Raw genomic sequence first — 26,060 nt, 5'->3', positions numbered from 1 at the left:
AAAATGAAGAACGGAGGTACGGATGAATAGACATACAGAACAAAACCAATTACAGAGAACAATGAAAAGCAGACATTTATTTATGATTGCGTTAGGAGGCGTGATTGGAACAGGCCTATTTTTAGGTTCGGGTTTTACTATTAGCCAGGCAGGGCCGGGAGGAGCCATTCTTGCATATGTAATAGGCGGCTTCCTCATGTACTTAGTTATGCTTTGTTTAGGAGAGCTAGCGGTAGCAATGCCGGTTTCAGGTTCCTTTCAAGAATACGCTACAAGGTTTTTAGGGCCTTCTACAGGCTTTATGATTGGATGGCTGTACTGGTTCAGCTGGGCAAATACGACGGGGCTTGAATTTACGTCAGCAGGAATTTTAATGCAGAGGTGGTTTCCTGATGTACCTATATGGTCATGGTGCTTGATTTTTGGCGTCATTACATTTTTAATTAACGCTCTTTCTGCTCGAAGCTATGCTGAAACTGAGTTTTGGTTTTCGAGTATTAAAGTTACGGCTATTATTCTATTTATTTTAATTGGAGGAGCTGCTGTTTTTGGTTTTATCGATTTCAAGGGAGGAGAACCCGCACCGTTTCTTTCACATTTCACCCAAGGCGCAGGTCTTTTTCCAAATGGAATACTGGCAGTTTTATTGACTTTAGTAACGGTTAACTTTTCGTTTCAAGGAACGGAGCTTGTCGGCATTGCAGCAGGAGAAAGTGAAAGTCCTGAGAAAACGTTGCCGAGATCTATTCGAAACGTCATTTGGAGAACGCTGTTTTTCTTTGTGTTAGCTATGTTTGTTTTAGTCTCTATTCTGCCATACAAAACAGCAGGCGTCATTGAAAGTCCGTTTGTTGCCGTATTAGATCAAATTGGCATTCCATACGCAGCGGATATCATGAACTTTGTCATTTTAACAGCCGTTCTATCAGTGGCGAACTCCGGCGTTTATGCTGCTTCTCGTATGCTTTGGTCACTGTCAAACAGCAATATGGGGCCAAAACCTTTGAAGAAATTATCTTCAAAAGGTGTTCCAATTAACGCATTAATTGTGACAATGATTATTTCAGGGTGCTCGTTGATTACAAGCGTCGTGGCTGCTGAAACCGTATATCTTTGGTTTATTTCGATTTCAGGAATGGTGACCATTATTGTTTGGATGTCCATTTGTGCCTCTCAATTTATGTTCCGCCGTCGTTTTTTAGCGGAAGGAGGAGACATAAAGGAATTGAAATTTAAAACGCCGCTTTATCCGTTCGTTCCTATTCTAGGTTTTTGTTTGTATGGACTTGTATTAATCAGCTTAATTTTTATTCCGGATCAACGAATTGGTCTTTACTGTGGTGTCCCTTTAATCATTGTGCTCTACGTGTATTATCACGTAGGAATCAAGAAAAATATTGATCAAAAACAATCGGATTCACCGGTTTATAAAGCAAAATAAAAAAGAAGTGCACTGTGCACTTCTTTTTTATTTAGAGCGGATGTTTAATCGTTTCATACGATACTGCAAGCTTTGTCTAGTCAGCCCTAGTATCTTAGCACTTTTTGAGATGTTGTGGCTGTGTTGTTCAAGCGTTTGTTTAATACATTCTGCTTCGAACGCTAACAGCTGTTCCTTTAAAGGAAGAGAAGGGTGAAAAGCGCTTGGATAAGAAGGTGCGTCACTGCTTGCTTTATTTTCAAAATGTTCATGCTGCTTTAGCTGGAACTTCGTTCTGTATTGGAAAGGAAGGTGAGAATAGTGAATAACATCTTCGTCCATTACTAAGTTCATTGCACCTTCAATAATGTGTTCTAATTCCCGTACGTTCCCTGGCCAGTCATAAGAGAGAAAAGAAGACATGACTTGGTGATCTACGGTTTTTACATTCATCTGAAATAAATCATTGTATTTTTTGATGAAAAACTTTGTTAATTCAATAATATCTTCTTTTCGTTCACGAAGAGGAGGAATAAAAAGCGTCACGACGCCAAGTCGATAATATAAGTCTTTGCGTAATCGGTTTTCTGCAATTGCATCGATTGGATCTTCATTCATGTTCGCGATCACTCGAACGTTAACCGGTTTGTCCACTGTATCCCCAATTCTTCGTACGGTTTTTTCCTGCAGCACTCGAAGAAGCTTAGCCTGAAGATTTGGGTTTAACGAGTTGATTTCATCTAGCAGTAATGTGCCTCCTTGCGCTTGTTCGAAAAGGCCAGGATTATCCATTGCACCTGTAAAAGCTCCGCGCTTCGTACCGAACAAAAGGCTTTCAATTAAATTATCCGGTAGCGCAGCACAGTTTTGTGAAATAAAAGGAGCAGAAGAGCGGCTGCTGCCATTATGTATGCTTTGAGCAAACAGTTCTTTTCCCGTGCCTGTTTCTCCAATGATTAAGACATAAGAAGGAGTTCTAGTAGCGCGCTTGGCGTCTTCAATCACATCATGAACCGCTTGACTGTTTCCAATGATGCTATCAAACGTAAAGCGTGTGTTTCCTTTTTGCCTAATGTTTTGCCGGATTAGACGCTCTAGTTTCGTCACGTCCTGAGCAATTTCAACCGCTCCTTGAATGACCCCGTCTTTTAAAATAGGGAAGGTATTATTAATCGTCGTAATTTCTTGTCCTTGATTGTTGAAATACGTCTGCTTGACGTTAACCGTTTCTTTTCCTTTTTGCAGCGCCTGTACAAGCGTGCTTTGCTGATTTTCTTTGAACATAAACACATCTAACAAGTTTTTATGTAAAACGTCTTGTTCATCCATCAGCTCCATCTTTGTCATCTTTTCATTATAAATAATAGTTTTTCCTGTTTCATCGACCGCATGGATACCGGCATCGACTTTATTTAAAATGGTTTCGTATATATGTTTAAGAGTGCTTAATGTATCGGTCATTCAAATACTCTCCTTTAGCGGTGTTCATATCTCTATTTAAACAAAAATAGCTGAATTCTGATAGTGTTTCCACATAAAAATAAATGAATGACCGAAGAGAAATGTTATCCGTTTACAATAGATCCCCCATTAATGTGCAGAACTTGCCCGGACATATAAGAAGAATCAGAGCTTGCTAAGTATACATAGGCCGGTCCGAGCTCAGAAGGCTGTCCTGCCCGTTTCATAGGTGTATTAGACCCAAATGTCGCAACTTGCTGTTCGTCGAACGTAGACGGAATAAGAGGTGTCCAAATGGGTCCCGGAGCTACGCCGTTTACGCGAATGCCTTTTGTTGCGAGCGAAGCTGATAAAGAACGTGTAAAAGCAACGATAGCACCTTTGGTTGAAGAGTAATCAATCAGCTGATCATGCCCATGGTAAGCTGTCACAGACGTTGTATTAATAATAGCGCTTCCTTGTTTTAAATGAGGCAATGCAGCTTTGGTCAGATGAAAAATTGAAAAAATATTCGTTTGAAACGTACGAGTAAGCTGTTCAGTCGTAATATCCGTAATACTTTTTTGAGGATGCTGTTCAGCTGCATTATTGACTAAGATGTCTATTTTTCCGAAAGTCTGAATCGCCTTTGAGACGACTTCTTGACAAAAATGCTCATCTCCTATATCGCCAGCAAGCAATAAACAAGAAGCTTCCATTCGTTCAACTTGTTTTTTGGTTTCATTTGCATCATCGTGTTCATTAAGGTAGGTTATGACAACATTTGCGCCTTCTTTAGCGTAATGATAAGCGACAGAACGTCCGATACCGCTGTCTCCTCCGGTGATAACAGCTACTTTGTTCTGTAATTTTCCGCTTGCCTTATAGTCTGGAGCGATAGAGGTAGGGATTGGATGCATATCTTTCTCAATACCTGGCTGAGTTTGCTGATGCTGAGGAGGGAAGTTTTGTTTTTGATTTTGATTCATTGGTATACACTCCTTAATTAATATGAGTATGTAAGCGTATACTAGTATTTGTTAAGAAAGTGTATCTATGCATAGGAATAAGCCTGAACGAATAAAAAAAGGCTTTAAAAGAAAAAATGAATGCCGGAGCATCCATTTTTTTAGCGGTAATTAATAAATTGTACGTCAATAGGTAAATCAGCGCTGCGAATAGCTGAAATAATTTGCTGCAGGTCATCACGATTTTTACCGCTTACGCGAAGCTGATCATCTTGAATCTGGCTTTTTACTTTTAAACCGGTATTTTTAATAATTGTATTTAGCTTTTTAGCGTTGTCTTTGTCGATACCTTGAATTAGCTTGGCGCGTTGTCTAACCGTTCCTCCAGAGGCGTTCTCAATTTTTCCATATGAGATATTGCGTGTAGGTACGCCGCGTTTAATAAGCTTGGAGATCAGTACGTCTTTTAACTGTTCAAGCTTAAATTCATCATCAGAAATAAGAACAAGCTCTTCGTTTTCAAGCGAGATTTCGCTTTTACTACCTTTAAAATCGTAGCGGGTTTTAATTTCTTTTGTTGCCATGGTAATGCCGTTTGTTACTTCTGATAAATCGACTTGTGACACAATGTCAAATGAACTATCTTTAGCCATAATAACCTCCATATGTAAAGAGTTTGTTCTTTTATTATAAATAAAACACAAACTGTATACAACTGATATTGAATAGAGAGCCGGTAATTGATACAATACAAGTTATGCTTTTTGTTGTAAGCTATAGAAGCAGCTTTTTTAAACAATGCATGCATTTAAGTTGATTTGAAAGTTAAAATGCTGTTCGATGCAAAGTGAGAAGGTATGTGGTGACGGAATAATCACTACTAATTTATATAAAGGATGGATAGAACGATGAATGTAGAAGCTGGGATGAAAGCGTATTTAACAGTAAACCGGGAAACGCCGATTGGTTATATGTTAGCAGAAGGTGAAGAAGAAATTTTGCTACATAAAAATGAAACAACAAGAGAACTTGCTGAAGGAGAAGAAGTAGAAGTTTTTCTATACCTTGATCAGCATGACCGTTTAACGGCAACGATGCACTTACCTCTTGTTGAAGAAGGTGTTTATGAGTGGGTCGAGGTCGTAGATGTTAATCCAGGTTTGGGCGTGTTTGTAAATATCGGCATGAACAAAGATATGTTAATTGGTTCAACAGACTTACCTGCCCTAGAAGATCTGTGGCCAGAAGTCGGAAACAAGGTTTACTGTACAATGAAGATTTCAAAGCGCGGTAAGATGTACGGAAAAATTGCTACAGACGATGTGATGAAAGCAATGGCATTAGATGCTCCGCCCGAACTTTTTAATCGTGAAGTGAGCGGATACATCTATCGCGTACTGCGCGTAGGTTCATTTATTATGACAGATGAAGGATATGTTGGATTTATTCATGAAAGCGAGAGACGCAAAGAACCAAAGCTTGGTACGTATGTAACAGGCCGCGTAATTAATGTAAAAGAAGACGGAACGCTAAACGTATCGCTTCTTCCGCGCAAGCAAGAAAGCATGGATGAAGATGCACAAGTACTATACGATTACATGGAAAGCCGCGGTGGCGTTATGCCATTTTGGGATAAAAGCTATCCGGAAGATATTCGCGAGCGCTTTAATATGAGTAAAGCTGCGTTCAAACGTGCGCTTGGTAAACTGATGAAAGAAGGAAAAGTTTATCAAGAAGAAGGATGGACATATTTTAAAAAAGAAGAAAACTAAAAGGAGAAGCCGCTGAAAATTCAGCGGCTTCTTTTTATAAGTGATCAGTTTTTTTAGAAAATGAATGTTTTCCAAGCTCACGGTTATGCTTAGCTTGCAGATTCTTTTCGTGAAGCTTTGCGTTATTATCTTTTGCTTTTTTATCGTTATCGCTCGTTTTTGGCATTGTGATACACCCCTTTTTGGTCGTATCTTTAGAATGCCCTGACCTCTTTAAATTATTCGATGGTTTCATTCAAAAAGAAGACTGCAATCGTCCCTGGGCCAGAGTGAGAACCTATGGCTGCACCAATAATATTAATAATAAAATGTTTGGTTCCAAAACGTTCTTGAATCATCTCTTTCAGCTGAAGAGCTGTTTCTAAATCATCTCCATGGCTAATTCCAATGGTTTGAGAAGAGAGGTTTTTTCCTCGCTCTTCCATTACATCAAGCATGCGCTTAAATACTTTTTTACGGCCGCGGATTTTATCGATTGGAATCAATTTTCCATCTTCCACATGAAGCAGCGGCTTAATATTAAGCAGACCTCCTACAAAAGCAGAAGCTTTGCTCACGCGTCCTCCTTGAGCAAGAAAATCTAAGTCATTGACCGTAAAAATATGTTCCATATGCAGCGCGTATTGCTTTATTTTTTCTGTCATCTCTACTAGTGAGAGGTTCTGTTGTAGTAATTGTGCTGCATAATAAGTAACTACTCCCTGGCCAAGAGATGCACATTTCGTATCGATTATCTCTAATTGAAAATCGGGATACTTTTCTAGGAGTTCTTCTCGAATCATCATTGCTGTTTGATATGTACCGGATAATTCTGAAGAAAAAGCTAAATAAACGCACGAGTCACCTGATTTAGCTATGTCTTCAAAGACTTCATACATAGTAGTTGGAGCCGCTTGAGATGTTTTTGGCATCTTGCCTTTACGGATGGCTTCGTAGACAGAAGCTGGCTCAATCGTTTGTAGATCTAAAAATTCTTGATTATCCAGGCTTACGCGAAGTGGTAAAAAGCCAACGTTATTTTCTTGAAAAAAGGATAAAGGCAAATCGCTTGCACTATCGGTTAAAAGTTTAATTGACATAAATGTCACCTTCCTAATTGCATTTATAAAATATTAAATGAATTTGATGTATAAACATTGAGAAGCGTTATATACGACATAGTATTAGTGTATAAGCACTTTGAGGAAAATACAATTTTTGAATAAGTTTTTTTAATTCTGCCAAATCGTACATACTATATGTACTAACTATTTTAAAGATGCTGACTTTATTCATTTTATAAATGGGTATAGGAGAGTAAGAAGTTTTAAAAAAGCGGAGGTCGGTCATTTGAATATGTGGCTTGAAACAAAAAAAGCGATAGTCGTCTTGGTAGGAGCATTATTGAATGCGCTTGCGCTCAACTTGTTTTTGATACCTGCTAATGTATATTCGAGCGGCTTTACAGGAGTAGCGCAGCTTGTTTCGAGTATCGTGACAGATTACACCCCTTTTACTATTTCCACTGGAGTGCTGCTGTTGTTGTTAAATATTCCTGTAACTATTTTAGGGTGGAAAAAAGTTGGGAAGTCATTTACTGTTTACAGCTTTATCAGCGTTGCTGCAACAACTTTGTTTCTTGGAATTATTCCTATTCAAGCACTTTCTAAAGACATCATCCTTAACGCAGTTTTTGGAGGCGTTATTTTAGCGGTAGGGGTAGGAATTACGTTGAAATTTGGAGCTTCAACTGGTGGGCTCGATATTATTGCCCTGATTTTATCTCGAGTAAAGGACCGACCAATTGGCACTTATATGTTCATATTAAACGCAATTATTATCGTGCTAGCAGGTCTTTTATATGGTGCTGAGAAGTCACTCTATACGCTTGTGACGCTTTATACAACTACTCGCGTCATTGATGTTATTCATACGCGTCATGTCAAACTCACAGCAATGATCGTAACGAAAAAAGGAGTGGAGCTAAGAAAGGCGATTCACGCCAAACTTGTGCGAGGGATTACGGCGGTACCGGCTAAAGGCGGCTTTACAAACGAAGATAAAGAAATGCTGATGATTGTTTTGACTAGATACGAATTATTTGACTTGGAGCGAGTGATTAAAGAGGTAGATCCTAAAGCATTTACCAATATCGTTCAGACAACGGGAATCTTTGGTTTGTTTCGCAAGGATTAAAAAAGGTCCAGGTATTCATTACCTGGACCCTTTGTATTAATGTGTGCCTTTTAAGTCATTAGAAAGCTCTTGAAGCTGAGCTTGTTCTTCAGGAGAAGCATTTTGCTGCGCATGAGACAGCATATCAGCTGCAATGTTTTCATCAGAAGCTGCAGACGTATGAGCCTGAGACGTTTGATGATTTTGACCAGCAGCTCCCAATGTATTCTGAAGCTGCTGAAGCTGAGCTTGTTCTTCAGGAGAAGCGCTTTGCTGTGCATGAGACAGCATATCAGCTGCTACGTTTTCACTAGACGTGTGAGCTTCACCATGAGCGTGAGACTGCCCGCCCTCTAAAGTGCTTTGAAGCTGTTCAAGCTGGCTCTTTTCTTCAGGAGAAGCATTTTGCTGTGCATGAGATAATATATCAGCTGCCACGCTTTCACTGGACGTGTGAGCTTTACCGTGAGCGTGAGACTGCCCGCCTTCTAAAGTGTTTTGAAGCTGTTCAAGCTGTGCCTTCTCTTCGGAAGAAGCATTCTGAACGATATGAGACAGCGTATCAGACGTAATGTCTGCGCTTTTCTCTTGTGAATGTGATTCTCCATCTGTATCATACGCTTGATGCAATGAGTTTTGAAATTGCTTCAGCTGCTCTTGCTCCTCAGGAGAAGCGTTAGAAGCAATACTATTTAATACGCCTTCTGAAATATCAAGCTCACCATTGCTGTGCTTTTGACGGTGAAGCTGATCTTCTGAATGGCCGGATACTGCATTTCGAATCGCATCTTTTACTTGACCAAAAAGTGAATTTTTCATAAGTTACTGTCCTCCATGAGGAGTTTGGCGCTGCTGAGCTTGAAATGCTTCTGCCTCTGCCATAGTCATATGATAAGGAATTCGTTCATCATGTTTTTGAACTGCGTCTGCACCTTGTTTCACAAAACGTTTTGATCGATTGCCTCTGCCCATCATAAATTCCTCCTCGTAATATAAATAAAACCGACACCTTAAGAAGTGTCGGTTATAGTGTGTGCTAAATAAAAAAAATGATAGCGATAAAAATTTACCTTGCTTTTCAAAAAAAGCTAAGTTATAAATTTAACGTTTTTTCCAAATAATAAGCAATACCATCATTTTCATTCGATTTTGTTACTTCACGCGCTAGCTGTTTTAATTCGTTAATGCCATTTTCCATAGCGATACCGTGTCCTGCAAATTTAATCATTTCAAAATCATTGTCTTCATCTCCAAACGCAATAATTCGTTCGCGTGGAATTTGATAATGATTAGCTACGCGCTCAAGACCTACAGCTTTATTAAGTCCTTTTTTTACAATTTCAACGACATGCCAAGGTGCTCCCCAGCGTCTATGTTCTAGTACTTCTGCATGAACATCTGAAAGGTGAGAGCGTATATCTTGTACATGTTCTTCATCTGCGTGAATTAAAATAGACGTTGGATCGTGCTGCAGCGTATGACGCAAATCACCCGTTTGTAATTTAGGATCCCCTAGGCTAAGTACATCCATTAATTTTCGATCTTCAAAATGAAGATACACATCATCTTGTACTTCTGCCATGATATTGTTGATGCGATAGTCTTGCATAGCTGTCACAATGTCATGGACAGTGCGGCGGTTTAAAGGTTCGTGATGCGTGCCGAAATCAGGCTGAAGGGGGTGATGGACAAGCGCTCCGTTAAAGTTTACGATAGGCGTGGATAAATCTAATTCGCTGTAATACATAGCACTGGAACGATAAGGTCTACCAGTTGCAATCATTACAATATGTCCTTCTTGTTTTGCTTTTTCTAATACCCGTTTCGTTGTAGGTGAAATGGTTTTTTCATTCGTTAACAATGTTCCATCCAGATCTAAGGCGATTAAGTGTTGATCGTTTCTCATATAGGGCTCCTTTTAAATTGAAGTAGTTATACGATTATATTGAATTCTACTAATACTCATGCTTGTATTCCCATATTTTACACAACTTTTCCTTAGGAGCAAAGCAGAACGATTGACATGCAAAAGCTGTCTTGTTACGGTGTAAGACATAGTTATTGATTGCTTACGATAAATTGTTTAAGGGTATATTTAATACGTGAAGATAATTACGGAAGTAAAAGAAAGGAGAATGAATATGGATAAACAGTTAGAAGATAAAATCATGGAATCACTAGAAGAAGTAATTGATCCAGAGCTTGGCGTTGATATCGTAAATTTAGGCTTAGTGTACGGTGTAGAAATGGAAGAAAACAATACTGTTATCGTGACGATGACGTTAACTTCTATCGGCTGCCCGCTGGCTGGTGTGATTGGCGAACAAGTGAAAAAACAATTAATTTCGCTTGAAGAAGTAGAAAATGTAGAAGTGAATATCACATTTAATCCGCCATGGGATAAAGGTCGCATGACGCGCTACGCTAAAATTGCATTAGGTGTTCAATAAGAAAAAAGCCATCAACGATGGCTTTTTTTCTTATTCAATTCTGCACAATTCCACAGGGCAGTCCTCACAGTCTATTTCTTTCTTTAAAAAAGAAAGCTTATGAATGATGATTTTTCCATCTGCCATTGAAATCACTTCGTTTTTTCGCAACTCAGCGAGCATGCGATTGACTACTTCTCGAGATGTCCCGCATAGATTGGCGATTTCTTGATTGGTTAACGTTACGTTTAATAAAATACCATTTGGCTTCATTACTCCAAAGCTATTAGACATGCGGATCAGAGTAGAATAAAGAGCACCTTTTTTTCCATTTAGAATTAAGTCTCTAAATTTTGTCTGCATTCGCTTAATTTGTAGTCCCATCCACTTCATGTACTCCATAGAAAGAGCAGGGTATTGTGCTAGTTCGTTTTCTAACAACCGTTTTTGAATACTGATTGCCGTACAAGGTTCAATAGCTTTTGCTTGAAGCATATGGGGAGTAGATCCGCAAAACAGCATGACTTCCCCGATTAAGTCTCCGGAACTCGCCAGCTGAAGCGTCAGCTCGCGTCCTTCCGGCGTCACTTTACCTACTTGCACGGCCCCTGACGTAATAAAAAATAAATGAGTTGAAGGTGAACCTTCTTGAAAGAGAAAGTCACCTTTTTTAAACGAAAGTTTATGATCAAAGTTCATAAAAAATTGCTGCAGCTCATTTGAAAAAGAATCCGTTGTGATGTTCATCATGTTATCACCTTTTAATTAAAATTTTTGCGACTGCTACTTATTAATCTATTAAGTTAGAACAGTCTGTATATGCTGTACGTCCACTGGCCGTATAAAAAATATCATACGGATGATTTTTATCGATATTCTTATTATACACAAAAACAACCAGTGTTTTCCAAAAATATCTGTGAACAATTTCTAAACAAAAATAGAAAGCTAGTTATAAAAATAAAAACTTATGAATAAATAAAAATGTTTAAAAATATAGAATAAAGTGTTGGATTTTTTAAATATTCATTTGATTTTATTTTTATACGGTATTATAATGATAAATAATTCAAATAGATACGTGGAAAAAGGAGTTTTAAAATGAAAGAATACAAGGTAGGAATTGTTGGAGCAACAGGGTATGGAGGAGTAGAACTGATTCGTTTGTTAGCGAATCACCCACATTTTTATGTTTATGCAGTTTATTCATCCTCTCAGGATGGGATGGAACTAGCAGAAGTTTATCCTCACCTTTCTAATACTGTATATAAGCTGCAAGATATAAACCCTAAGAAGATGGCTGAAGAATTAGATTTAGTGTTTACAGCAACTCCGTCCGGTGTTTCTAGCAAACTTGTACCTCAATTAATAGAAGAAGGAATAAAAGTGGTAGATCTATCTGGAGATTTTAGATTAAAAACAGAAGCGCTTTATGAAAAATGGTACAAAAAGCCTGCTGCAGCTGAAGCATTTTTACAGCAGTCTGTGTATGGATTATCAGAATGGTTTGCAGACGAAGTCGAAAGCAGTACGTTCGTTGCGAACCCGGGTTGTTATCCAACAGCTACACTGCTTGGGCTAGCTCCCCTCGTTAGTAAACAAATGGTAAAATCAAACTCTATTATCATTGATGCAAAGTCCGGGATCTCAGGAGCAGGACGCGGTCTTTCGCAAATGGCTCATTATGCTGAAATCAATGAAAATATGAAAATATACAAAGTTAATCAACATCAGCATATCCCAGAAATCGAATCTATTTTAGAAAAGTGGGATGAAGAAATTGGCCACGTTACGTTCAATACGCACTTAGTTCCAATGACGCGAGGGATTATGAGTACAATATACGCTGAACTTTCTAAAGAAAGCTCAGTACAAGAGCTTCATCAGCTATATGTAGATACATATCAAAACTCCCCGTTCGTTCGCGTTCGAAAAGCTGGTGAATTTCCGTCTACTAAAGAAGTAAGTGCATCAAATTATTGCGATATCGGTGTTGCATTTGACGAACGAACAAAGCGTGTCACAATTGTTTCTGTCATTGATAACTTAGTTAAAGGGGCAGCCGGTCAGGCCATTCAAAATGCCAATATCATGATGGGGTTTGAACAGCAAGCGGGTATCGGGCTACTGCCTGTCTTCCCATAAAGACACAGCATCACTAATCACGATAAAAGCAGGAGGGAACGTATAGTGATTACGGTTAAACAAACGAAAGAAAAGATAAAGAAAATAGAGAACGGTACAATTGTAACGCCGCTAGGGTTTTCAGCAGATGGCGTTCACGCTGGTTTACGTTATGCTAAAAAAGATTTAGGAGTTATTGTAAGCGACGTGCCAGCTAATTGCGCGGCTGTTTACACGCTTAATGCCTTTCAAGCAGCGCCTTTAGCTGTTACAAAAGAAAGTGTAGCGGTGGAGCAGAAGCTGCAAGCGATCGTTGTGAACAGCGCATGTGCAAATGCATGTACTGGAGAACAAGGATTAAAAGATGCATACCAAATGCGAAATACATGTGCAGAAAAGCTTAATATCCTACCTCATCATGTAGCGGTAGCTTCTACAGGCGTAATTGGAGAGCTTCTAGATATGAAAAAAATTGTTAAAGGTATTGGGTTATTAAGTCCTTCATCGAACAAAGAAAAAGCAGAAGAATTTCAAACGGCTATTTTAACAACAGATACAGTGATGAAGTCAGCTTGCTATGAAACAAAAATTGACGGCAAAGTAGTTACCATTGGAGGCACAGCGAAAGGATCAGGCATGATTCACCCAAATATGGCTACGATGCTTAGCTTTATCACAACAGATGCTAAGGTTGAAGCTTCAGTGCTACAAGATGCGCTAAGTTCTATTACAAATAAAAGCTTTAATCAAATTACAGTGGATGGTGATACGTCCACCAACGATATGGTTGTTGTTTTAGCAAATGGAAAAGCTGATCACCAGTCGCTTACACCAGATCATCCTGAATGGAATTCGTTTTATGAAGCACTGCGCTTGACGTGTGAAGATTTAGCCAAACAAATTGCACGCGACGGTGAAGGAGCAACAAAACTAATTGAAGTAAACGTATCTGGTGCTCATACAAACGAAGAAGCAAATGTGATTGCTAAACAAATTGTGGGCTCGAACCTAGTGAAAACGGCCATGTATGGAGCCGATGCTAATTGGGGACGAATTATTTGTTCAGTTGGATACAGCGGAGTAGCGCTTAATCCAGAAACAGTGAATGTTTCGTTAGGCAATATCCAGATGTTAGAAAACAGTCAGCCTGTTTCATTTAGTGAAGAAGAAGCAAAGGCTTATTTAGAAAATGATACGGTCGAAGTCTATGTGGACTTACAGCAGGGAAGTGGGATCGGCAAAGCGTGGGGCTGCGATTTGACTTACGATTATGTCAAAATCAATGCCAGTTATCGAACGTAAGGAGAGAGTGAAATGAGCAATGAAAAAATCGTCGTTGTAAAATGCGGAGGCAGCATTGTCAACCAGTTAACAAGCGCTTTTTTTGAAAGCATTCAGCAGCTAAAAGCAAATGGATATCAGATCATTGTTGTGCACGGAGGCGGACCTGATATTCAAGATACGCTTACCAAACTTCACATTGAAACGGAATTTGTAGATGGGCTTCGAAAAACGTCCAAAGAAGCATTAGAAGTTGTGACGATGGTATTAGCAGGCAAGGTTAATAAGCAGCTTGTAAAAGATCTACAAAAAGCGAACTTAAAAGCGGTAGGACTATCAGGAATTGATGGATTATTGCTTAAAGCAGAGGCAATTGATGTGGAACGTCTAGGTTACGTTGGAGAAGTAAAAGGCGTAAACGATACATTATTAAAACAACTAACTGACAGTAAGTATATTCCAGTTGTTTCTTCCATTGGAGCAGATGAAGAAGGTAATAGCTATAATATTAATGCTGACGTGGCAGCCGGAGCCGTTGCACAAGCAGTAAATGCTGAAAAGCTGATGTTTGTAACGGATGTAAAAGGTGTGTTAAAGGATGGAGCATTGCTTCCTGAGCTTACAAAGTCAGAGATTGATGCACTTATTGAAGAAAAAGTAATTTATGGCGGAATGATTCCGAAAGTAACATCAGCGGTAAATGCGTTATCTCCTTTGCTTGAAGAAGTTCATATTATTAGCGGAACTGATGGATTTTTAGATAAGGAAGGGAAGCTGATTGGTACAGCAATTAAATATAGTGGAAAAGGTGGAGAAGATAGCGATGAGTTCATTGTTTCCAACATATCAACGGTTTGATATCCATGTGGAAGAGGCGCAAGGAACAAAATTAATAGATAACAAAGGAAATGAGTATTTAGATTTTATTTCAGGTATCGCTGTTTGTAACGTAGGTCATCGTCATCCTGATGTTCAAAAAGCGGTCGAAGAGCAGTTAAATAAAGTGTGGCACGTGTCAAATTTATTTCATCAATCGATTCAAGAAGACGTAGCAGGTAAGCTTGTGGAACACTCAAACGGTGATGCAGTATTTTTCTGTAACAGCGGTGCAGAAGCCAACGAAGCGGCGATTAAATTAGCGCGCAAGTACACACAAAAACACAAAATTATTACGTTTACAAAATCATTTCATGGACGTACATTTGCTACAATGACAGCTACAGGGCAGGCAAAAATTCATGATGGCTTCGGTCCTCTTGTTAATGAGTTTGTTTACGTGCCATACAATGATGAAGAAGCATTAAAACAAGAAGTGGACGACAGCGTAGCAGCCATTATGGTTGAAGTCATTCAAGGAGAAGGCGGAGTGGTTCCAGGAACCGAAGCATTTTTATTAACCATTCAAGAGCTGTGTAAAAAGCACGAAGCACTGTTTATAGTCGATGAAGTGCAAACTGGAATCGGCAGAACAGGAAAACCATTTGCTTATCAGCATTTTAACGTTTCACCAGATATTATTACAGCAGCTAAAGGATTAGGAAGCGGAATGCCGGTTGGTGCGATGATTGGAAAAGGATATCTCAAAGAAGCATTTGGACCTGGTACTCACGGAACAACCTTTGGAGGAAACCCAATTGCACTAGCTTCAGCCAAAGCAACCTTAAACATTATTTTTAATGAAGCATTTTTGGCAGAGGTTACAGAAAAAAGCCTTTATTTTACCAATGCTTTGAAAAATAGCTTAGCAGCTTATTCATTTGTAACCGATGTTCGCGGAAAAGGTTTTATGATTGGAATTGAATGCGGGGAACATCAGTCAGCATTGCTTGCAGCTATGCGTGAAAAAGGATTGCTAGCACTGGGAGCAGGACCGCATGTAGTACGATTGCTGCCGCCTTTAACTGTAACAAAAAAAGAGTTGGACCAAGCGATTCATATCATTGAAGAAGCGTTTAGCCAAACAAAAATTACTTCATAATACAAATTTTTTTGAATATGTTTGTATAAAAATTCTGTTTTATAAATAATTATTCGAAGAGGGATGCACAATGAACGGATATTTACACTTAGCAAACGGCGATTCGTTCGCCGGACACATTGAACATACAGCAACGCACCAGGCAAAAGGAGAAATTGTTTTCTTTACTGGAATGACTGGTTATCAAGAAGTTGTGACTGATCCATCTTACAAAGATCAAATTATCGTCTTTACGTACCCTTTGATTGGGAACTATGGTATCAATGAAAAAGATTATGAAAGCAAAAAGCCTCACGTAGCAGGCGTTGTCGTATACGAATGTTCAGATGAAGGGTTCCATTACGAAGCGATGTACAGCTTTAAACAATATTTAAAGAAATGGAACATTCCGCTTATTACACATGTGGATACGAGAGCGGTCGTAAAACGAATTCGAAAAGAAGGTACGATGCAATCTGCCTTTTCGACATCTGCTGAATCGCCAGCATTTACTGCTGAATGCGATGGATATGTAGTAAAAGAAGTATCAACAAAAGAGCCTGTTACTTACGGAAACGGTGAAAAACACGTTGTATTAATGGACTTTGGGTATAAAAAATCAATTTTACAAGAGCTGTTAAATCGAGAGTGCAAAGTAACAGTTGTTCCTTATTCTACAAGCTCTTCAAAAGTAAAAGAGCTGCAGCCGGATGGCATTGTCTTATCAAACGGACCTGGAGATCCAACTCAAGTGAGCAGTCAGCTGGATGAATTAAAAGAAATTATTTCATCGTATCCAACTTTGGGAATTTGCTTTGGACATCAGTTAATTGGGCTCGCTTTTGGGGCGCAAACCAAAAAGCTGGCGTTCGGTCACCGAGGAGCTAATCAGCCTGTAATTGATTTAACGACTAACAAAGTGTGTATGACTTCTCAAAATCACAGCTATGTCGTAGACGAACAGACGATTACGTCTACGCCATTAAACGTTCGATTTAAAAATGTGAATGACGGATCGGTTGAAGGTTTAATGCATAAAGACCTTCCTGTTATGTCGGTTCAATATCATCCAGAAGCACACCCTGGACCAAGTGACAGCACGTATATCTTTGATGAATTTATGACGAAAGTACAGCAAGTAGGGAGCGGAAAAGTATATGCCTAAAGACCAAACGTTAAAAAAGATTTTAGTAATCGGATCAGGACCAATCGTAATCGGGCAAGCAGCAGAATTTGATTATTCAGGAACTCAGGCATGCTTGTCATTAAAAGAAGAAGGTTATGAAGTTATCTTAATCAATAATAATCCAGCTACAATTATGACGGACACTCACGTAGCAGATCGAATCTATTTTGAACCATTAACAGTAGACTGCGTAGAGAAAATTATTGCAAAAGAAAAGCCCGATGGTTTGTTAGCCACATTAGGCGGACAGACGGGTTTAAACTTAGCCCTTGAGCTTCATGAACAAAACATTTTGCCAAAATATGATGTGAAACTTTTAGGAACGCCGATTGAATCAATTAAAAAAGGTGAAAGCCGTGAAGAGTTCCGCGCATTGATGAATGAACTGAATGAACCGGTGCCGGAAAGTGAAGTTGTTACAAAAGTAGAAGAAGCGTTAGCTTTTGCCAAGAAAATTGGTTTTCCTGTTATTGTACGTCCTGCTTATACGTTAGGCGGAACGGGCGGAGGAATTGCTCATTCTATGGAAGAGCTTGAAAAGCTTTCAGCGTCAGGTTTACGTGAAAGTGCTATTACTCAATGCTTAATTGAAAAAAGCATCGCTGGATTTAAAGAGGTTGAGTACGAGGTTATGCGCGACGTAAACAATACGTGCATCACCATTTGTAATATGGAAAACATTGATCCCGTAGGCGTTCATACTGGAGATTCGGTAGTCGTTGCTCCTTCTCAAACGTTAACAGACGTGGAATATCAAATGCTTCGCTCTGCTTCAGTTAAAATTATTTCATCGCTTGGCATTATTGGCGGTTGCAACATTCAGTTTGCGCTTGATCCAAAAAGCAAGCAGTACTATTTAATTGAAGTAAATCCGCGTGTGAGCCGTTCGTCTGCTCTTGCATCAAAAGCAACTGGCTATCCGATTGCTAAAATTGCTGCAAAGCTATCGGTAGGCTACACGCTTCATGAGTTATTAAATCCTGTGACGGGAGACACGTATGCAAGCTTTGAACCTGCTCTTGACTATGTAGTAGTGAAATTTCCAAGATGGCCGTTTGACAAGTTTTTCTACGCTGAAAGAACGCTTGGCACCCAAATGAAAGCAACTGGAGAAGTAATGGCTATTGACCGTAACTTTACACGTAGCTTCCAAAAGGCATTATCTTCTTTAGAAATTGACTTACAAGGATTAGAAGTAGAAGAACTGCAAGAACTTTCAACAGATGAATTAAAAAGCAAGCTGGGCGAACAAAGCGATGAGCGTATTTTTGTTATCCTTGAGCTTTTACGCCGAGGCACAACGCCTGAGTATATCCATGAAGTAACACAAATTGATTATTTCTATTTAACACACTTTGCACAGCTGATTAAAATGGAAGCCTCTTTAAAAGAAGTGCGTTTTGATTCGATTACAGCTGAACACTTTAAACAAGTAAAGGAGCATGGTTTTACAGATGCGTATCTAGCAAACGTATGGAATGTGCCGGAGCTTGACGTAAGAGCGAAACGTAAAGCACTACATATTACGCCAAGCTATAAAATGGTGGATACATGTGCAGCGGAATTTGAATCTTCAACGGCTTATTTCTACTCTAGTTACTACGGGGAAAGTGAGATTGAACCATCAACGAATAAAAAAGTTGCGATTATCGGTTCTGGACCAATTCGTATCGGGCAAGGAGTAGAGTTCGACTACAGCTCTGTACACGGTGTGCTAGCTCTTGAAAAAGAAGGATACGAAACGATTTTAATTAACAATAATCCAGAAACGGTAAGTACGGATTTTGAAGTAGCAGATCGCTTATATTTCGAACCTGTAACAGTAGAAGACGTATTAAATGTTCTTGATGCTGAAAATGTGACAGATGTAATTGTTCAATACGGAGGTCAAACGGCTATTTCGCTTGTTAAAGGTCTAGAAGAAGCTGGTGTTAATTTATTAGGTATTACAAATGATGTCATTGATGCGCTTGAAGATCGTGACCTGTTTTATAAGCTCTTAGACGACTGCGATATTCCTCATATTCCAGGTGAAATGGCGAAAGACGCGAAAGAACTTGTACAAAAAGCAAAAGATACGGGATTCCCATTACTCATTCGTCCTTCTTACGTGATTGGCGGAAAAGGAATGCTGACAATTCAAAACGAAACGGAGCTTCAGTCTTGTTTACCGGCTATTAAAGCGTCTCATTTCCCAATGCTTATTGATGCTTACTTCCCTGGAAAAGAAGCAGAAGTTGATGTGGTAGCAGACGGAAAAGATGTGTTGATTCCGACAATCGTTGAACATATTGAAAAAGCCGGCGTTCATTCAGGAGACAGCTATGCGCTTTTACCAGCAAAAACAGTAGAAGCAGCACATAAAGAAAAAATGGTGAGCTACGCTCAAAAAATTGTAAGCAAACTTCAATATAAAGGGATTATGAATATCCAATATGTTATTTACAACGATGAAGTCTACATGCTGGAAGTTAATCCGCGTGCCAGCCGTACAGTCCCTGTAGTAAGCAAAGTGTGCAACACGCCGCTTGTTTCGCTATCAACTCAAATATTGCTTGGGAAATCATTGTCGGAAATTAGTGAAAAGCTAGGTTTATTGCCGGATCCAGCTTACACAACTATCAAGTTTCCAGTGTTTTCGACAAGTAAATTATCAGGAGTTGATCCACTTGTTGGACCGGAAATGAAGTCAACTGGTGAAGGAATTGCGATTTCTTCAACGATTGAAGAAGCAGCAAAAAAAGTATTCCATCAGTATGTGTTAAGTAAAAAAGGTGCTGCAGAAGTGTATATCAACGGAGAAGCGCAGGGCCTTGAAGAACTTGTGCAAAGCGCGGGCTTAACTCTTGTTAAAGATAAAGAAGTTAGTGAATGGGTGAAAACGAAAGAAGCTTTATTATATGTAAGTTTACAGCCTGAAGATAAAGAAAGCCGTATGTCAGCATTAAAACACGGTTTAATGGTTATGACGGAGGCAGAAACGGCTTCGCTATTTTTCCAATCGTTCCAAGTCGATGAATATCACGTTTCATCACTGCAAGAATGGTTTCAAAAAACTAAAAAGGAAGTGACAGTATCATGAGTAAAGTATCGGTAAATACGAATTTAAAAGGAAAAGATTTGCTTACACTTAAAGATTTATCATCAGACGATATTATGTCACTTTTGGAAAGCGCCATTGAGCTGAAAGAAAAGCATAAAAATGGTGAAATCGTAACATCGTTAAAAGGAAAAACGCTGGGGCTCATTTTTGAAAAATCTTCAACAAGAACAAGAGTCTCATTTGAAGCGGGAATGATGCAGCTTGGAGGAAACGCCCTCTTTTTAAGCAGCCAAGATTTACAGATTGGACGCGGAGAAACGATTGCTGATACAGCACGCGTACTATCTGAATTCATCGATGCTATAATGATTCGTACGTTTGAACACAGCAAGATCGAAGAGCTTGCAGATTACGCATCCATTCCCGTTATTAATGGTTTGACAGATGATTATCATCCTTGTCAGGCTCTAGCTGATTTATTAACGATTTACGAGCACAAGAAATCATTTGAAGGGCTAAAAGTAGCTTATGTTGGAGACGGAAATAATGTAGCGCATTCGTTAATGATTGCCTGTGCAAAAATGGGAATAGATATTTCAATTGGATGCCCTGATGGATATGAGCCAAAAGAGTTTGTCACAGCTTATGTTCATGAAATAGCTGCTACAACAGGTGCGAAGGTTACGATTACAAAAGATCCTTTAGAAGCTGTGAAAAATGCCGATGCTATTTATGCAGACGTATGGACAAGTATGGGACAGGAAGAAGAAGCACAGCAGCGTTTGAAAATATTTGCTCCTTATCAAGTAAATGAAGAACTAGCTGCCTATGCTAAGTCAGACTATTTATTTCTGCACTGCTTGCCTGCGCATCGTGAAGAAGAAGTAACAGCAAGCATTATTGACGGACCAAATTCTGTTGTTTTTCAGCAGGCTGGAAATCGTATGCATGTACAAAAAGCTTTGCTGCAAGCCATTTTAGCTTAAGAGAAAAACCCTTTCTGAGAATATCAGAAGGGGTTTTTTGTTTAAAGGGAATTAATTGTGGGAACACCAACTGTATACTAAACAGAACGAAAGGTGATTTATGATGAAAGTATTAGTTGTTGGAGCAAACGGAACAACGGGAAAACAAGTGGTAGAAAAAGTTGCAAACAGCAAGCAGCACGAAGCTTATGCGATGATTCGCGACGAAAAGCAAGCAGGCGCGTTAAAGAAGCTGGGTGCCAACGTTGTGCTTGGTGACTTGGAGCAAGATGTTTCAGATGCTTTAAGAGGTATGGACGCTGTCATATTTGCAGCAGGTTCTGGAGGACATACGGGAGACGAAAAAACAATCGCTGTGGATCAAAACGGCGCTAAAAATATCATTGATGAAGCAAAAAATCAAGGTGTAAAGCGCTTTGTTATGTTAAGTTCAATGGGAACAGGCGCGCCTGAACAAGGACCAGAAGGCTTACAGCTTTACCTGCGTGCAAAAGCGATAGCGGATGAATACTTAAAACAGTCTAATCTACAGTATACAATTGTACGACCAGGAACTTTATCGAATGATCAAGCTACTGGGAAAATTGATATCAATAATGATATTGAAGATAAATCTCAGACGATTCCCCGAGCAGATGTAGCAGCCGTACTTGTAGAATGTCTAAACGAAGAAGCTACGATAGGAAAAACGTTTGAAATGCTAGCTGGAGAAACTGAAATCGAACAAGCTATCAAATTTACTCATTAATATAAAAGGGCGGATCTAAAGGTCTGCTCTTTTTCTCTGCCTAATATGAAAACATCTCCATTATGAAACAGAAATCTTAAGGGAATAGTATAGGAGAACATTTCATTTCAGGAATGAGGAGGCAGGACAATGGGACAAAATCGTCATTTCACACCGGGTCAAAAAGCTCCTAATAACGGAGTGTATATTGAAATTGGTGAAACAGGAAGTAACGTAAATAATCCTCAAAAGGTTAAATTAAAAGCAGGAGAGCGTTTTCCAGAGACGGCCAACGATGATCGCCACTGGACGTACATGCGTAAGCCTTAAATAGTAAAAAATAAAGAAGCCATTCTAAATTGAATGGCTTTACTTGTTTTCCTATTGCTGGGTATAATGAAATAAAGGTCAATAAAGGTCAAATGTATCGAAGGAGGATGTTCAATGGATATAAATAAAATGACCCAAAAATTGCAAGAAGGCGTGATGGAAGCGCAGTCTGAAGCTATTAAACGAAATCAGCAGGAAGTAGATATTGTTCATTTGCTTTATACGCTCATTCATCAGCAAGATGGTATTGCTCCTCGCATATTAGATCATTTACATATCGATCATCAATCTTTTCAGCAGCAGGTAAATCAATTGCTTGCGAAAAAACCAGCCGTTACAGGAAGTGGTGCTGAAGCAGGGAAGGTTTATATTACGAATAAACTTCAGCAGCTGTTTGTTAAAGCTCAAGAAGAAGCATCTCGTTTGCAAGATGATTACGTTTCAGTTGAGCACATCTTTTTAGCATTAGCACAGGAACCGTCTTCTAGTGAATATGGCAAGTTATTTTCAAGTCAAGGTATAACAAAAAAAGCTCTACAAGATGTGCTTACCAGCCTTCGAGGAAATCAGCGAATTACAAGTCAAAATCCCGAAGTCACATATGAAGCGTTAGCTAAATATGGAAGAGACTTAGTAGCAGAAGTACGAGCAGGCAACATTGATCCAGTCATTGGACGAGACGGAGAAATTCGCCGCGTTATCCGCATTTTATCGCGAAAAACAAAAAACAATCCAGTTTTGATCGGAGAACCTGGCGTTGGTAAAACAGCGATTGTTGAAGGTCTAGCACAGCGTATTGTTCGCCGAGATGTGCCTGAAGGATTAAAAGATAAAACCATCTTTTCATTAGATATGGGAGCTTTAGTAGCAGGAGCGAAATTCAGGGGAGAATTTGAAGAGCGTTTAAAAGCTGTTCTTCAAGAAGTTAAGAAAAGCAACGGTCAAATTCTTTTATTCATTGACGAGCTTCATACAATCGTTGGAGCAGGCCGTACGGATGGAGCGATGGATGCAGGGAATATTTTAAAACCAATGCTTGCTAGAGGAGAACTTCACTGTATAGGAGCTACAACTCTTGATGAGTATCGTCAGTATATTGAAAAAGATCCAGCGCTTGAAAGACGCTTTCAACAGGTGCTGGTTGAAGAACCTTCAGTAGAAGATACAATCTCTATTTTACGTGGTTTAAAAGAACGATTTGAAATTCATCACGGGGTGAATATTCACGACCGAGCGATTGTTTCAGCAGCGGTTATGTCTGATCGTTATATCTCAGACCGCTTTTTACCTGATAAAGCAATTGATTTAATTGATGAAGCATGCGCAACTATTCGAACAGAAATTGATTCGATGCCATCAGAATTAGATGAAGTTACACGACGTGTCATGCAGCTTGAAATTGAAGAAGCGGCATTAAGTAAAGAAACAGATCAAGCAAGCATCACAAGGTTAGAGGCAATTCGAAAAGAAGTCTCTGATTTAAGAGAACGTGCAGATATAATGAAGCTGCAGTGGGAAAAAGAAAAGCAGTCGATTCAAACGGTGCAAGATGTCAGGGAGCAGCTCGAAAAAGCGAAGCGAGACCTAGAAGAAGCTGAAGGGAAATATGATTTAAATAAAGCAGCTGAACTTCGCCACGGACGCATTCCAGCTCTTGAAAAAGAACTAAAACAGCTGGAAGAAACAGCTGCTGAAAAAGCACAAGAAAACCGTTTGTTAAGAGAAGAAGTAACAGAAGAAGAAATTGCTGAAATTGTAGGAAGATGGACGGGAATTCCGGTATCAAAACTAGTTGAAGGGGAAAGAGAAAAGCTGTTGAAGCTTGAGTCAATTTTACAGCAGCGTGTGATTGGGCAAGATGAAGCTGTATCCTTAGTGACGGATGCTGTGATTCGCGCACGGGCAGGCATTAAAGACCCGAACCGTCCGATTGGGTCATTTATTTTCCTAGGACCTACCGGAGTAGGAAAAACGGAGCTAGCCAAAACGCTGGCACATTCTTTATTTGACAGTGAAGAACAAATGGTTCGTATTGATATGTCTGAGTACATGGAAAAGCATGCGGTCTCTAGGCTTATAGGAGCGCCTCCTGGCTATGTAGGATACGAAGAAGGCGGCCAGCTAACGGAAGCGGTGAGACGCAAGCCTTATTCAGTCGTTTTGTTAGATGAAATTGAAAAAGCCCATCCCGAAGTATTTAATGTGCTCCTTCAAATACTAGATGATGGAAGAGCAACAGATTCAAAAGGAAAAGTCATTGATTTTAAAAATACAGTTATTATTATGACGTCGAATATCGGTTCTCAATTTTTATTAGACGGTTTAACAAGTGAAGGCGAGATTACTGAAAAAGCCAGAGAGCAAGTGATGGCTCAATTAAGACAGCATTTTCGTCCAGAATTCTTAAATCGAGTAGACGACACGATTTTATTCAAACCGCTAACTGTTCATGAAGTAAAAGGGATTATTGATAAGCTATTGGTTCAGCTTGAAAAGCGTTTATCCGATCGTCATATTTCGTTAACGTTAACAGAAGAAGCAAAAAATTATATTGCAGCCTCCGGATTTGATCCGGTATACGGAGCTCGCCCTTTAAAAAGGTTTATTCAAAAATATATTGAAACAAAAATTGCCAGAGAATTAATTGCAGGGAAAATTGAAGATTATAGTCAAGTGACAGTTGATATAAAAGATGATAAGTTTGTTGTCAGCGTATAAGTTTCCTAAAAAGACCATTCATGATAAATTGAATGGTCTTTTTTTGCTATTAAAAGCAGCTCTTCTTTTAAAATAAATAAAAAGAAATGAAAGAAAATACGTGAGAGCTAAGCGTAAAAACTTATTCAGTTTTAGGTTGTAGAATATATCTAATTCATTTATGATAATACAAAATGGGCAAAGGAGCATGAATGAGCACATGAAGGACCGTATAGAGCTTATATATGACGAAGCATACGATTTTATAGATCAGGCATTAACTAAAATAAGAGCGCTGGATAAAAATGATCTTCAAGCTGAAAATGAAGAAGTGCAGGAAAAGGCAGAACGGACAGAGTTTGCACTTCAAGCTGCACGAGATATTTTAGAAAATATGATTATCCCGGGTAAAAAATTGACTTTTATTTACGAAAAAGGTTCTGTGGTAGTAGAAATTCCCGATAAAAAATAAAAACGACTTCCTTTTATGGAAGTCGTTTTTATTTTGGCAATGCAAAGTGCTCATCAATGGATGCATCACTTTTTCGATACTGCCCGGGTGTCATATTGGTTGTTTTGCGAAATACTTTTGTTAAATAATTGGCATTTGCATAACCGACGTTTTCAGCAATTTCTTCGATTGAGTACTTGGTTTGATGCAATAGCTCGGCCGCTTTTTGAATGCGAAGCTTCGTTAAATATTGAATCGGCGTAATCCCAGTTGTTTGTTTGAATAACCGGCTAAAATGATAGCGAGATAAATGAGCTGCATCTGCCATTTCATCCGGACCGATTTCTTCATGATAATGATTACGGGCAAATAAAATAGAGCTAATGATACTTTCAGGCCAATCTTCTGTAAAACTGTCCATGCTTTTAATATATTGGTACAGCTCCATTACAAAGCGGTAAGATAAGCTTGAGGCATGAAATGGATCTGCTATATGTTTTTCGCTTGCCCGCTTATATATTTGAGCAAGCAGCTGAACAGGTGCTGATTCAGGATGAAACCGTATTACAGGAGAGTGGGTTGACTGAATATAATCCCAGCATTTTTGTACTTCATCTCCGTATAATGTAAGAAAAATAAACTCCCAGTTTTCACTTTCCTTTGGTAAGTAATAGCGATAATTTCCAGGTATATTGACGATGAATGCTTTCCCAGCATCCACTTTATATTCTTGTCCATCTATTTCAATCATTCCGTACCCAGAAACCGTGTATTGAAAAATATATTTCCCTACGTCTTTTCGCTGATTTCCGCTCCAGTTATAAAGGGGAGAGAAAACTTCATCCCACCCAACAGACCATAGCTGCGCAACTTCATTTGTGCGGGATTCTAAAAACCTGTATGCGTACGTTGAATATTCTTGAGCTTGGAAATGTGAGAGCAAATTTTCACCTTCTTTTTGAAATAAAGTAGTACTTAATTCTTACTTTAACGTAATCGCTTTCATTTTTCTATAATTTTTTGAAAATATCGTGATTATTTTTAGGGAATGTCTCTAAATCTATTATTTTCTTATCATTTGCAAGTCAAGGCTCA

Annotated in this window: 25 protein-coding genes; 15 read left to right on the top strand and 10 right to left on the bottom strand. The window is 39.0% G+C overall.

Translation table 11 applies throughout. The annotated features are described in order from the left end of the window. Positions 1-22 precede the first annotated feature (22 nt). Complete coding sequence (locus AC0KUU_RS17005) at positions 23-1,441, top strand: amino acid permease (protein WP_043980524.1); 1,419 nt, start codon at positions 23-25, stop codon at positions 1,439-1,441. 27 nt (positions 1,442-1,468) lie between these two features. Here the strand turns inward: AC0KUU_RS17005 and AC0KUU_RS17000 are convergent, their stop codons facing one another. The 3 genes from AC0KUU_RS17000 to AC0KUU_RS16990 all read right to left on the bottom strand — a co-directional run bounded on the left by AC0KUU_RS17000 (position 1,469) and on the right by AC0KUU_RS16990 (position 4,481). Beyond that, on the bottom strand, positions 1,469-2,881 hold the full coding sequence (locus tag AC0KUU_RS17000) for a sigma-54 interaction domain-containing protein (RefSeq protein ID WP_028407442.1): 1,413 nt from the start codon (positions 2,879-2,881) through the stop codon (positions 1,469-1,471). Between the two features lie 104 nt (positions 2,882-2,985). Further along, complete coding sequence (locus tag AC0KUU_RS16995; protein WP_016763019.1) at positions 2,986-3,849, bottom strand: SDR family oxidoreductase; 864 nt, start codon at positions 3,847-3,849, stop codon at positions 2,986-2,988. A gap of 140 nt (positions 3,850-3,989) precedes the next feature. Beyond that, entirely contained in the window at positions 3,990-4,481 is a 492-nt protein-coding gene (locus tag AC0KUU_RS16990; protein WP_013055376.1) for a YajQ family cyclic di-GMP-binding protein, read from the bottom strand. Between the two features lie 255 nt (positions 4,482-4,736). On the opposite strand from AC0KUU_RS16990, the gene AC0KUU_RS16985 reads away from it, so the two are divergent. Beyond that, positions 4,737-5,600 (top strand): CvfB family protein, encoded by an 864-nt coding sequence (locus tag AC0KUU_RS16985; RefSeq protein WP_013055377.1) that lies wholly within the window; start codon positions 4,737-4,739, stop codon positions 5,598-5,600. 34 nt (positions 5,601-5,634) lie between these two features. Here AC0KUU_RS16985 and AC0KUU_RS16980 read toward each other — a convergent pair whose 3' ends face one another. Together AC0KUU_RS16980 and AC0KUU_RS16975 are read right to left on the bottom strand one after the other, a co-directional pair. Beyond that, a complete protein-coding gene (locus AC0KUU_RS16980) occupies positions 5,635-5,766 on the bottom strand; it encodes a DUF3941 domain-containing protein (protein WP_013055378.1) in 132 nt (43 codons plus the stop codon). A gap of 52 nt (positions 5,767-5,818) precedes the next feature. After that, positions 5,819-6,679, bottom strand: coding sequence for a DegV family protein (locus tag AC0KUU_RS16975; RefSeq protein ID WP_322551721.1), 861 nt, complete (start codon positions 6,677-6,679; stop codon positions 5,819-5,821). A 256-nt stretch (positions 6,680-6,935) separates the two neighbouring features. Here AC0KUU_RS16975 and AC0KUU_RS16970 point away from each other — a divergent pair, with 256 nt between their 5' ends. After that, positions 6,936-7,775, top strand: coding sequence for a YitT family protein (locus tag AC0KUU_RS16970; protein WP_025749916.1), 840 nt, complete (start codon positions 6,936-6,938; stop codon positions 7,773-7,775). A 36-nt stretch (positions 7,776-7,811) separates the two neighbouring features. Here AC0KUU_RS16970 and AC0KUU_RS16965 read toward each other — a convergent pair whose 3' ends face one another. The 3 genes from AC0KUU_RS16965 to AC0KUU_RS16955 form a co-directional block, all read right to left on the bottom strand. Then, positions 7,812-8,573 carry a DUF3813 family protein gene (locus AC0KUU_RS16965; protein WP_165575570.1) on the bottom strand — a complete coding sequence of 254 codons (762 nt, stop codon included), beginning with the start codon at positions 8,571-8,573 and terminating at the stop codon, positions 7,812-7,814. A 3-nt stretch (positions 8,574-8,576) separates the two neighbouring features. Further along, complete coding sequence (locus AC0KUU_RS16960; RefSeq protein ID WP_013055382.1) at positions 8,577-8,729, bottom strand: hypothetical protein; 153 nt, start codon at positions 8,727-8,729, stop codon at positions 8,577-8,579. Positions 8,730-8,847: 118 nt separating this feature from the next. Further along, entirely contained in the window at positions 8,848-9,660 is an 813-nt protein-coding gene (locus tag AC0KUU_RS16955) for a Cof-type HAD-IIB family hydrolase (RefSeq protein ID WP_050691042.1), read from the bottom strand. 235 nt (positions 9,661-9,895) lie between these two features. Here AC0KUU_RS16955 and AC0KUU_RS16950 point away from each other — a divergent pair, with 235 nt between their 5' ends. Next, positions 9,896-10,204, top strand: coding sequence for a metal-sulfur cluster assembly factor (locus AC0KUU_RS16950; protein ID WP_322551722.1), 309 nt, complete (start codon positions 9,896-9,898; stop codon positions 10,202-10,204). 30 nt (positions 10,205-10,234) lie between these two features. Here AC0KUU_RS16950 and AC0KUU_RS16945 read toward each other — a convergent pair whose 3' ends face one another. Continuing rightward, complete coding sequence (locus AC0KUU_RS16945) at positions 10,235-10,933, bottom strand: Crp/Fnr family transcriptional regulator (RefSeq protein ID WP_043980520.1); 699 nt, start codon at positions 10,931-10,933, stop codon at positions 10,235-10,237. A gap of 351 nt (positions 10,934-11,284) precedes the next feature. Between AC0KUU_RS16945 and argC the strand changes: the two genes are divergently transcribed. The 11 genes from argC to AC0KUU_RS16890 all read left to right on the top strand — a co-directional run bounded on the left by argC (position 11,285) and on the right by AC0KUU_RS16890 (position 24,986). Beyond that, positions 11,285-12,328, top strand: a complete 1,044-nt coding sequence (gene argC / locus AC0KUU_RS16940; RefSeq protein ID WP_162213614.1) for an N-acetyl-gamma-glutamyl-phosphate reductase — start codon at positions 11,285-11,287, stop codon at positions 12,326-12,328. Between the two features lie 45 nt (positions 12,329-12,373). Continuing rightward, positions 12,374-13,609 carry a bifunctional ornithine acetyltransferase/N-acetylglutamate synthase gene (gene argJ, locus AC0KUU_RS16935; RefSeq protein ID WP_162213615.1) on the top strand — a complete coding sequence of 412 codons (1,236 nt, stop codon included), beginning with the start codon at positions 12,374-12,376 and terminating at the stop codon, positions 13,607-13,609. A 12-nt stretch (positions 13,610-13,621) separates the two neighbouring features. After that, complete coding sequence (argB, locus tag AC0KUU_RS16930) at positions 13,622-14,446, top strand: acetylglutamate kinase (protein WP_165575567.1); 825 nt, start codon at positions 13,622-13,624, stop codon at positions 14,444-14,446. Beyond that, positions 14,412-15,566 (top strand): acetylornithine transaminase, encoded by a 1,155-nt coding sequence (locus AC0KUU_RS16925; protein WP_043980513.1) that lies wholly within the window; start codon positions 14,412-14,414, stop codon positions 15,564-15,566. The genes argB and AC0KUU_RS16925 overlap by 35 nt, the downstream gene beginning before the upstream one ends. 70 nt (positions 15,567-15,636) lie before the next feature. Beyond that, on the top strand, positions 15,637-16,710 hold the full coding sequence (locus tag AC0KUU_RS16920) for a carbamoyl phosphate synthase small subunit (protein ID WP_043980511.1): 1,074 nt from the start codon (positions 15,637-15,639) through the stop codon (positions 16,708-16,710). Beyond that, the gene (locus AC0KUU_RS16915) at positions 16,703-19,813 is read left to right on the top strand and encodes a carbamoyl phosphate synthase large subunit (protein WP_322551723.1); all 3,111 of its coding nucleotides are present in this window, start codon (positions 16,703-16,705) and stop codon (positions 19,811-19,813) included. Before AC0KUU_RS16920 ends, AC0KUU_RS16915 begins: the two co-directional genes overlap by 8 nt. Next, a complete protein-coding gene (argF, locus tag AC0KUU_RS16910) occupies positions 19,810-20,760 on the top strand; it encodes an ornithine carbamoyltransferase (RefSeq protein WP_322551724.1) in 951 nt (316 codons plus the stop codon). Before AC0KUU_RS16915 ends, argF begins: the two co-directional genes overlap by 4 nt. A gap of 103 nt (positions 20,761-20,863) precedes the next feature. Continuing rightward, on the top strand, positions 20,864-21,508 hold the full coding sequence (locus AC0KUU_RS16905; protein WP_322552485.1) for an SDR family oxidoreductase: 645 nt from the start codon (positions 20,864-20,866) through the stop codon (positions 21,506-21,508). Positions 21,509-21,637: 129 nt separating this feature from the next. Then, a complete protein-coding gene (locus tag AC0KUU_RS16900) occupies positions 21,638-21,817 on the top strand; it encodes a YjzC family protein (RefSeq protein ID WP_013055394.1) in 180 nt (59 codons plus the stop codon). Positions 21,818-21,931: 114 nt separating this feature from the next. Further along, positions 21,932-24,535, top strand: a complete 2,604-nt coding sequence (gene clpB / locus AC0KUU_RS16895; RefSeq protein ID WP_322551725.1) for an ATP-dependent chaperone ClpB — start codon at positions 21,932-21,934, stop codon at positions 24,533-24,535. 199 nt (positions 24,536-24,734) lie between these two features. Beyond that, a complete protein-coding gene (locus tag AC0KUU_RS16890; protein WP_014461601.1) occupies positions 24,735-24,986 on the top strand; it encodes a hypothetical protein in 252 nt (83 codons plus the stop codon). A 28-nt stretch (positions 24,987-25,014) separates the two neighbouring features. Here AC0KUU_RS16890 and AC0KUU_RS16885 read toward each other — a convergent pair whose 3' ends face one another. Further along, complete coding sequence (locus tag AC0KUU_RS16885; RefSeq protein WP_013081740.1) at positions 25,015-25,908, bottom strand: helix-turn-helix domain-containing protein; 894 nt, start codon at positions 25,906-25,908, stop codon at positions 25,015-25,017. Between the last annotated feature and the right edge of the window lie 152 nt (positions 25,909-26,060).

Source organism: Priestia sp. ST2 (assembly GCF_055810735.1).
The sequence above is the reverse complement of the archived record's forward strand: the minus strand, read 5'-3'. Positions and strand labels throughout refer to the sequence as shown.

Excerpts from the sequence above, each read along its gene's own strand:
- AC0KUU_RS16960 (WP_013055382.1), bottom strand. The coding sequence starts at position 8,729 with ATGATGGGCAGAGGCAATCGATCAAAACGTTTTGTGAAACAAGGTGCA.
- AC0KUU_RS16890 (WP_014461601.1), top strand. The coding sequence starts at position 24,735 with ATGAAGGACCGTATAGAGCTTATATATGACGAAGCATACGATTTTATA.
- argF (WP_322551724.1), top strand. The coding sequence starts at position 19,810 with ATGAGTAAAGTATCGGTAAATACGAATTTAAAAGGAAAAGATTTGCTT.
- AC0KUU_RS16900 (WP_013055394.1), top strand. The coding sequence starts at position 21,638 with ATGGGACAAAATCGTCATTTCACACCGGGTCAAAAAGCTCCTAATAAC.
- AC0KUU_RS16980 (WP_013055378.1), bottom strand. The coding sequence starts at position 5,766 with ATGCCAAAAACGAGCGATAACGATAAAAAAGCAAAAGATAATAACGCA.
- AC0KUU_RS16970 (WP_025749916.1), top strand. The coding sequence starts at position 6,936 with ATGTGGCTTGAAACAAAAAAAGCGATAGTCGTCTTGGTAGGAGCATTA.
- AC0KUU_RS16945 (WP_043980520.1), bottom strand. The coding sequence starts at position 10,933 with ATGATGAACATCACAACGGATTCTTTTTCAAATGAGCTGCAGCAATTT.
- AC0KUU_RS17005 (WP_043980524.1), top strand. The coding sequence starts at position 23 with ATGAATAGACATACAGAACAAAACCAATTACAGAGAACAATGAAAAGC.
- AC0KUU_RS16915 (WP_322551723.1), top strand. The coding sequence starts at position 16,703 with ATGCCTAAAGACCAAACGTTAAAAAAGATTTTAGTAATCGGATCAGGA.
- AC0KUU_RS16965 (WP_165575570.1), bottom strand. The coding sequence starts at position 8,573 with ATGAAAAATTCACTTTTTGGTCAAGTAAAAGATGCGATTCGAAATGCA.
- AC0KUU_RS16905 (WP_322552485.1), top strand. The coding sequence starts at position 20,864 with ATGAAAGTATTAGTTGTTGGAGCAAACGGAACAACGGGAAAACAAGTG.
- argB (WP_165575567.1), top strand. The coding sequence starts at position 13,622 with ATGAGCAATGAAAAAATCGTCGTTGTAAAATGCGGAGGCAGCATTGTC.
- AC0KUU_RS16950 (WP_322551722.1), top strand. The coding sequence starts at position 9,896 with ATGGATAAACAGTTAGAAGATAAAATCATGGAATCACTAGAAGAAGTA.
- clpB (WP_322551725.1), top strand. The coding sequence starts at position 21,932 with ATGGATATAAATAAAATGACCCAAAAATTGCAAGAAGGCGTGATGGAA.
- AC0KUU_RS16955 (WP_050691042.1), bottom strand. The coding sequence starts at position 9,660 with ATGAGAAACGATCAACACTTAATCGCCTTAGATCTGGATGGAACATTG.
- AC0KUU_RS16975 (WP_322551721.1), bottom strand. The coding sequence starts at position 6,679 with ATGTCAATTAAACTTTTAACCGATAGTGCAAGCGATTTGCCTTTATCC.
- argC (WP_162213614.1), top strand. The coding sequence starts at position 11,285 with ATGAAAGAATACAAGGTAGGAATTGTTGGAGCAACAGGGTATGGAGGA.
- AC0KUU_RS16995 (WP_016763019.1), bottom strand. The coding sequence starts at position 3,849 with ATGAATCAAAATCAAAAACAAAACTTCCCTCCTCAGCATCAGCAAACT.
- AC0KUU_RS16920 (WP_043980511.1), top strand. The coding sequence starts at position 15,637 with ATGAACGGATATTTACACTTAGCAAACGGCGATTCGTTCGCCGGACAC.
- AC0KUU_RS17000 (WP_028407442.1), bottom strand. The coding sequence starts at position 2,881 with ATGACCGATACATTAAGCACTCTTAAACATATATACGAAACCATTTTA.
- AC0KUU_RS16925 (WP_043980513.1), top strand. The coding sequence starts at position 14,412 with ATGAGTTCATTGTTTCCAACATATCAACGGTTTGATATCCATGTGGAA.
- AC0KUU_RS16985 (WP_013055377.1), top strand. The coding sequence starts at position 4,737 with ATGAATGTAGAAGCTGGGATGAAAGCGTATTTAACAGTAAACCGGGAA.
- AC0KUU_RS16990 (WP_013055376.1), bottom strand. The coding sequence starts at position 4,481 with ATGGCTAAAGATAGTTCATTTGACATTGTGTCACAAGTCGATTTATCA.